This is a genomic window from Ignavibacteriota bacterium (assembly GCA_016212665.1).
GTDB lineage: Bacteria > Bacteroidota > Ignavibacteria > UBA10030 > SZUA-254 > FW602-bin19.
This window is the reverse complement of sequence record JACREZ010000044.1, coordinates 62,226-69,285: the sequence shown is the minus strand read 5'-3', so window position 1 is coordinate 69,285 and position 7,060 is coordinate 62,226. Positions and strand designations below refer to the sequence as shown.

Genomic DNA, 7,060 nt, shown 5'->3' with positions numbered 1-7,060 from the left:
TAACAATCCTCTTTGTGAAACCTCTTCTTTCCATTGTCTTCCATCAAAATGAATGATAAGACTGCTATCAAGAAAGTTCGGGGGAGGGCTTGGGTTTTGGTAAATTCGTTCGCCAACAGCATAAATATCATTCGCTGCAAAACCATAAATTGCGCCCAGGTCAATTGGTCCGGTAGTGACACCTCCACCTTCAATAACAAGAAGTTTGACAGGTGACCATTGAACACCATTAAAATGATACATTTGTCCGCGGTTTTGGTCATTATGTCCTACCACATAAACGTCTGTCGGAGAACTTGCCCAAATATCCTGCATCAAAGTTTGGAAACTGCCGGGGTAAGCGAGGGTGTCAACTGTCCATGTGTAATCCCGCTTGCCTGGTTTGGGTGTTTCATCGGGTTGTGTTTCATCTTCTTCACAAGAAAAACTTACCAAGATTAAAATGATTAACAGGATAACCTTTACAATCAAAAAGAGAGAGTGGTTCATTACTTTTTCAAATCGCCTCATGCAACCCGTCTCCGGGCTGACAATCCCTTAGTGTTCACGGTATTATTCATGGTTCATCTTTCTAACTATTTGTCGCACCAACATAAGAAGCATACTTGGAAAAATCAATTAGTGACATCCAATAAATTACGGCTAAAGGAAACAGTTTTCTTTCGGGGCGCGTAAAGTGTTCAGAAGAAACAATGCCGCTAAGATTTTCCCCGAACACTTCCTGAATTATCGGCAACATCTTTCTGCATTTTCATTTCTGCAAACCCATCCTTCAAAACTGAGAGCATCTGAATAGAGGACAAGCAATTTGTTTCAGATTACCAGAATTTTTCTGGCACATTCTCTGACAATTATAAATAGAGATTTTTTTCTATCAACAATACACGAACAGGTTTTCAGCATGAAAGAGCAATTTTATACCATCGGCGAGGCGGCAGATATTCTCGGAGTTTCCATCCCGACATTGCGGTTGTATGAACGGGACGGGTTGATTATCCCGTACCGCCGGGAGAGCAGACACCGTCGTTTCTCGGAGGTTGATATCGAACGAATCCGGTGCATGAGAGGAATGATTAACAAGGAGAAAGTCAGCGTGGAAGGAATCAAGCGTTTGCTTGCGATGATTCCGTGCTGGAAAATAAAAGATTGCCCGGAAGATGTCCGGAATAGTTGTCCCGCATTTCATGAACATGATAAACCATGCTGGATGGTGAGCGGGAAAAACTGGAAATGCAAAAGCGATGAATGCCGCGAATGCGCCGTCTATAACAACATCACCAATTGCAGTGTGTTGAAACAGACGATTGCAACATTTACGGTTGCGCCTGCGGCTTCCGTGTAAAGTTTCGCCGAACAGCAATACAGTGTCATGGGCAGACAGGAATGTCTGCCCTACAATTTTTGTTCATTGGCTTCGTACGTTTCTTTTTGATGAAAAGAGAAAACAATAGTATCTTCTTCCGCAAATAATTCTTCACATACTATGTCTCTGCTAATCACGTGAGCGCCATCTCCAAACGACTCCGTTTCCTTGACCGCTACCTCACGCTTTGGATTTTCCTTTCGATGTTCATTGGCGTCATGTCAGGATTTCTTTTTCCGAACATTGCACAGTTCTGGGATTCGCTCAGTAGCGGCACAACCAATATTCCCATCGCCATCGGTTTGATATTGATGATGTATCCCCCGCTCGCCAAAGTGAAGTACGAAGAACTCGGCGACGTTTTCCGGAATACAAAAGTGCTGGGACTTTCGCTCGTTCAAAACTGGTTCATCGGACCAATCCTGATGTTTGTTCTCGCCGTTGTCTTTCTTCACGACTACCCGGAATATATGGCAGGTGTCATTCTCATCGGGCTTGCACGGTGCATCGCGATGGTGATTGTCTGGAACGAACTTGCAAAAGGAGATACCGAATATGCCGCCGGATTAGTTGCGTTCAATTCTATTTTTCAGGTCTTGTTCTTTTCGTTCTATGCGTATGTGTTCCTTACCGTATTCCCTTCGTGGCTTGGATTGAAAACTTTCACGGTGAACATCACCATCGGACAAATCGCAGAAAGCGTTTTTATCTACCTCGGCATTCCGTTCATTGCCGGAATTATCTCCCGGTTTCTGTTCATCAAACTCAACGGGAAAGAATGGTACGAGAAAAAATTCATTCCGAAGATTAGCCCGCTGACATTGGTTGCACTCCTCTTCACCATCTTCGTGATGTTCTCGCTCAAAGGAGAATACATTGTAAAAATTCCGCTCGATGTTGTTCGCATTGCGATTCCGTTGGTGTTGTATTTTATCATTATGTTTCTCGTTTCGTTTTTTATGGGAAAGAACATCGGCGCAGATTATTCTAAGACTGCAACACTCTCCTTCACCGCCGCAAGCAACAATTTTGAACTTGCGATTGCTGTTGCCGTTGCTGTCTTCGGAATAAATTCGGGTGAAGCATTCGCCGCCGTCATTGGACCACTTGTCGAGGTTCCTGTTCTCATCGGCTTGGTGAATGTTGCGCTCTTCTTCCAGCAAAAATACTTTGCCGCCAAATCCTCGGTCGTGTAAAAATTCAAAACAAAAAACCTCATCATCCATCCTGAATCATGAATCAGAAATCAGAAATTTCACCCGCCTTCGGCGGGCAAGGCAATCAGAAATTAAAAGTTCTCTTCCTTTGTGTCGCCAACTCCTGCCGCAGTCAGATGGCTGAAGGATTGACGCGGCATTATCTTGGTGAACACTTTGACGCTTACTCAGCGGGATACATGTCCACGTATGTCAATCCCAATGCAATCAAAGTGATGGCAGAAATCGGCATTGACATTTCCGGGCATCGCTCGAAAGAAGTTTCAGAGTTTCATGGACAGCCATTCGATATTGTTATCACCGTCTGCGAAGAAGGCGACGCCGCATGTCCCGTCTGGCTTGGCGAAGGAAATAAAGTTCACCTCCCGTTCTATGACCCGGTACGGGCGAGCGGAACCGAGGAGGAGGTATTGGCTGTGTTTCGGCGTGTGCGGGATGAGATGAAAGAAACATTACTGGTCTACCTCAAAGATATTTCTAACCGAGAATGTTCCGTTGAATCATATTTCAATAAATTATTATGACTCCGTTCTTTCAGCCGAAAAGTTGAAACGATGCTACGAAATTGCACCTCCTCGTGTTCAACAATACTTCGATGCGGAAGTCGAACATGTCCTGAAGTACATTAGACGCGAAGATACGGTGTTAGAGTTGGGCTGTGGCTATGGAAGAATACTTCCATCTCTTGCACGGAAAGCGGCGCACGTGTTTGGAATAGACAAATCATATCCGAGTCTTCAACTTGCCGAACAATTACTCCACCACGTTCCAAACTGTTCAGTAGCGCTTATGAATGCAATCCGACTTTCGTTCAAAGATGAAATGTTTGCTTGTGTTGTCTGTATCCAAAACGGAATTTCTGCTTTTCATGTCAGCCAAGAGGAGTTACTACGGGAAAGTGTTCGTGTTACAAAACGAGGCGGTGTGATTTTGTTCTCTACGTACTCCGAAAAATTCTGGAAGCATCGGTTGGAATGGTTTCGACTACAATCTGAAGCCGGGTTGCTGGGAGAAATTGATTACGAAAAAACAGTCAACGGAAATATTATCTGCAAGGATGGATTCACCGCAACAACAGTGTCAGCCGAACAATTCAAGGAACTTACTTCACACATAAAAAATATTCGGGTGACAATCGAAGAAGTGGATGAATCAAGTTTGTTTTGTGTCATCGAGCGAACATGAAACAAAAAACCCCGTCTTGCAACAAGCGGGGTTTTCTTTTGTATTGATATTTGAACTCTGCTATCTGATAAACTTCCACCAATCGTAATGATTGTTTTCCAATTCTGTTTGCGAGGGCATCGGGTAGAAAAGCAGTTCGTTGCCGGCGGCAAACCAGAATCCATGACGAATCAATGTGTATGATGCATCAAGAAATGTTGTATTCAGATTCAGTGTTTTGGTTTTCTTCGTTGGGTCCGTTTGGAGTTGTCTGATGTATTCAAACAAACGCGAGGGATGCGTTTCCGGAATCGGGGAATACCAGATTTCCCTGTTTTTATTTTTCTCAACAAACTCATTGATGTTAAACTCGTACTGAGTAAAACAAATCTTCGGAGCGCTCTTCGATTTGCTTTCGCTGGTGATATATTTTCCGAATGCACGCTGGTCGAGTGTAGATGCAATCAGATTGGAAAGAGGAGTGAGTTCCTGATAAATCCGAACCAAGCCCGGTTCGTTTACTGCTGTGTACGGTTGCGATGCAATTTCGAGCATCATACCGTTTGCGGTTACAAGGTAGAGATTTTTGAGCGCTTTCAAATCTACATTTTCAAGCACACGGTACGAGGAGATGAACTTTGTCTTCTTCGGACTTCCATCCGGCTTGTTGACCGTGAGCGAAAGGTAATGTTCAATGTCGAAGTACGGATCGCGGAAATTGATGTCCACTTCTGCAAAGACGACCTTGCCCCGGAAGTGTTTCGCACTTCCGATGGTGTAGTGTTGTGAAAATTCCTTCGGCGACAATTGTGACGCCACCAAAGCGTTGATAGGAAAGACTATCATGTATAAATGTTTTTGATATTCAGCCATAGTTTTTTCTGTAATTGTTGTATTGATATTATTTGCAATATGATATTTGAATTTCTGATTACGGATTGTCCGTACACCCACTATTGAGATTGCTTCATCCCGTTCTGATACTTGATGAACGGGATTCGCAATGACACCGAAGGGCGAGCCATTGCGAATCCCATTTCAGCCAACGGCTCGTAGAGCGGGGTAAAGCAATCTCAACCCCAAAATAAAAACGTGACTATCACGAATGAACTATATCATGCAGTTCATTTCTAAAACGAACCTTGTCCGGGGTCAGAGTGCCGCAATGACAATATTCTTCCTTATTCAACTGAAAGAATTTCACCTTCAAGATACAAATCTTCCCATGAGGGGTTTACTTTCTTTACCAGATTAATCTTCTTGATCCGTGAACCTGCTTTAATTTGTTTTTCTCGGTCAATCGCATTGTAGGGGTCTCTGAACACTTCATAGTAAACTAACTTTGTTATGTTATACCTGCTTGTAAATCCTTGGTGTATTTTTTCCTTATGTTCCCAAACTCTTCTGGCGAGATTATTAGTAACACCTGTATATAACACAGTGTTATTTTTATTCGTCATTATATAAACAAAGTATTGTTGCTCTGCATACATAAAGATTACGGTCATTGCGAACCCCGCTTCAGCGGGGTGAAGCAATCTCACTGTTCAGTTCTGTGTCCGGGAAAAGAAACTGTCTCATCATCTGCTCCTTGAGCGGGATACTCGATATGACAATTCATATACCTACCTCGCGCTTGGATAACTCGGTGCAATATCAACAGGGACATCGGTAAGTTTATCAAGCACCGCTTGCATTTCGGGACGAATGACAGCATACTTGTCGAGCAATTGTTTTGCTTTCTGATAATTTCCTTCTGCCTGAATGGTCATAATCTCGCCCGTTAACTTCGTTGATGCTTTCTTCATCTTCTCTCCGTCAACCGAAAACTTCTGAGTCGAAGGATTGTAACTGACTGCTCCTTCATCAATCAGGTAATTAAATTGCAACGCCATCCCCCGTCCATGCGCTTCCTTGATACCAAATCGTACCGAACGAAAAACGCCGGCAAGATACGTCACATACATTTGTTCTTCAAATGATTTTTCAAGCAAGCCTTTGTCAATCAAATACTGAAGACAGAACAAACCGGAAATATCCGCTTTCGCTTCTTCAAGTGCAGAACTTAATTCTTTCATCGCCTGTCGTACCGTTGTTTCTTTTCCATCAACGGTGATTGAATGAGGTCCGAGTCCGTGCATCAATTCGTGTGCAAGAATATGTGTGAAGAATGGCTCGAACGAAATGTTGTCTAACTGTTTCTCGTCAACAGCTACTTTTGAAATCGGAACGAGCGCTTTATCGAATTTTGCCTGCTGAACATTCTTCAACATGACGCGCTTGCTTCCTTTCTCTTTGGTTACCTGTTCATCATTCGGAAGATTGAACGCGGCGGTTTGCACTCCGGCACGCGACTCGCCTCCGGTAACCACTAAATCAACAACACGAATCGGCGACGATGCACCTAACTTAGGATTGCGATATTTCTCATCAATAGGCAGGTTGTTTTCAATCTCCTGCAAGTATCCTGAAAACTTCTCCAACTTTTTTGTCTCCTCATCATTCCTCAGCGTGATGAATGCTTCGAACGCTGCCTTGTAATTGAACATCTCATCGAGATACACTTCATACGGACCAATTGTCGGTTCTATCGGTGAATCCAAATCCATCCACACGACATCGCTTTCATAATAGTTGTTGCTCGAAAATGCTTCTGCTCTTGCTGCAAGAAATTTTTTCAGGGAGGGATTCTCCGTTAATTCCGATGCTTCATTCAACAACTGTGCGGCAGGCTCAAGAAATGTTTTGTACTCCTCGTTATACGGAACCAACTTCAATTTCTTGGCTTCATCTCTTCTGATAGTATAGAAAAACCCCGTAGCCTTTTTCTGTTCATCCTCCGGTAACGAAGCAAGCCATTGATTGAATTCCTCTTTCGTCATGTCTTCGGGATAATAATTCGCGCCTGACGGTTTCGGATGAGGAACGCCTTCGATGAACGGCTCGTCATGGTCTAACTTCGACCAAGGTCCCATGTTGATGAGAAAATATTTCAACCGTTCTTTTCCATCGGGTAAAGCGTCATGTTGTAACTTGTTCAACACATCAATATTCCCCGACCATACCTGACGCAAATATAATGAGTCCATCAACTTCGCCGCTTCGACAAGTTTCGAGAGCGCTTGCTTGTCTCCATCCGAAAGTTTGGAAACGTCTGCTTTAATCTCCGTCGGAGCGAAGCGTTCGATTTGTTGTTTGAGTGTCATGGAATTATGTTGAGCATGCACGGTTGTAACTGTAAAAAGGAGGATAATAAATAGAGAGAAGTTGAACTGTTTCATTTGATTTGCTTTCGAGAAATATTTCGGGCACAAAT

The 7,060-nt window shown here is 43.4% G+C and carries 8 protein-coding genes; 4 read left to right on the top strand and 4 right to left on the bottom strand.

Annotated elements, in window-relative coordinates; translation table 11 throughout:
• On the bottom strand, window positions 1-489 hold a 489-nt coding region (locus HY960_15395; protein MBI5217140.1), incomplete at its 3' end, for a hypothetical protein.
• 412 nt (window positions 490-901) lie between these two features.
• Between HY960_15395 and HY960_15390 the strand changes: the two genes are divergently transcribed.
• From HY960_15390 to HY960_15375, 4 genes are all read left to right on the top strand, one after another.
• Window positions 902-1,342, top strand: coding sequence for a MerR family transcriptional regulator (locus HY960_15390; protein MBI5217139.1), 441 nt, complete (start codon window positions 902-904; stop codon window positions 1,340-1,342).
• Window positions 1,343-1,500: 158 nt separating this feature from the next.
• Window positions 1,501-2,559, top strand: a complete 1,059-nt coding sequence (arsB, locus tag HY960_15385) for an ACR3 family arsenite efflux transporter (GenBank protein ID MBI5217138.1) — start codon at window positions 1,501-1,503, stop codon at window positions 2,557-2,559.
• Window positions 2,560-2,597: 38 nt separating this feature from the next.
• A complete protein-coding gene (locus tag HY960_15380) occupies window positions 2,598-3,104 on the top strand; it encodes an arsenate reductase ArsC (GenBank protein MBI5217137.1) in 507 nt (168 codons plus the stop codon).
• Window positions 3,076-3,765 carry a class I SAM-dependent methyltransferase gene (locus tag HY960_15375; GenBank protein ID MBI5217136.1) on the top strand — a complete coding sequence of 230 codons (690 nt, stop codon included), beginning with the start codon at window positions 3,076-3,078 and terminating at the stop codon, window positions 3,763-3,765. The genes HY960_15380 and HY960_15375 overlap by 29 nt, the downstream gene beginning before the upstream one ends.
• A gap of 60 nt (window positions 3,766-3,825) precedes the next feature.
• Here the strand turns inward: HY960_15375 and HY960_15370 are convergent, their stop codons facing one another.
• From HY960_15370 to HY960_15360, 3 genes are all read right to left on the bottom strand, one after another.
• Window positions 3,826-4,617 carry a hypothetical protein gene (locus HY960_15370; GenBank protein ID MBI5217135.1) on the bottom strand — a complete coding sequence of 264 codons (792 nt, stop codon included), beginning with the start codon at window positions 4,615-4,617 and terminating at the stop codon, window positions 3,826-3,828.
• Window positions 4,618-4,925: 308 nt separating this feature from the next.
• Entirely contained in the window at window positions 4,926-5,204 is a 279-nt protein-coding gene (locus HY960_15365) for a GIY-YIG nuclease family protein (protein ID MBI5217134.1), read from the bottom strand.
• A 165-nt stretch (window positions 5,205-5,369) separates the two neighbouring features.
• Window positions 5,370-6,950 carry a hypothetical protein gene (locus HY960_15360; protein MBI5217133.1) on the bottom strand — a complete coding sequence of 527 codons (1,581 nt, stop codon included), beginning with the start codon at window positions 6,948-6,950 and terminating at the stop codon, window positions 5,370-5,372.
• Window positions 6,951-7,060 lie beyond the last annotated feature (110 nt).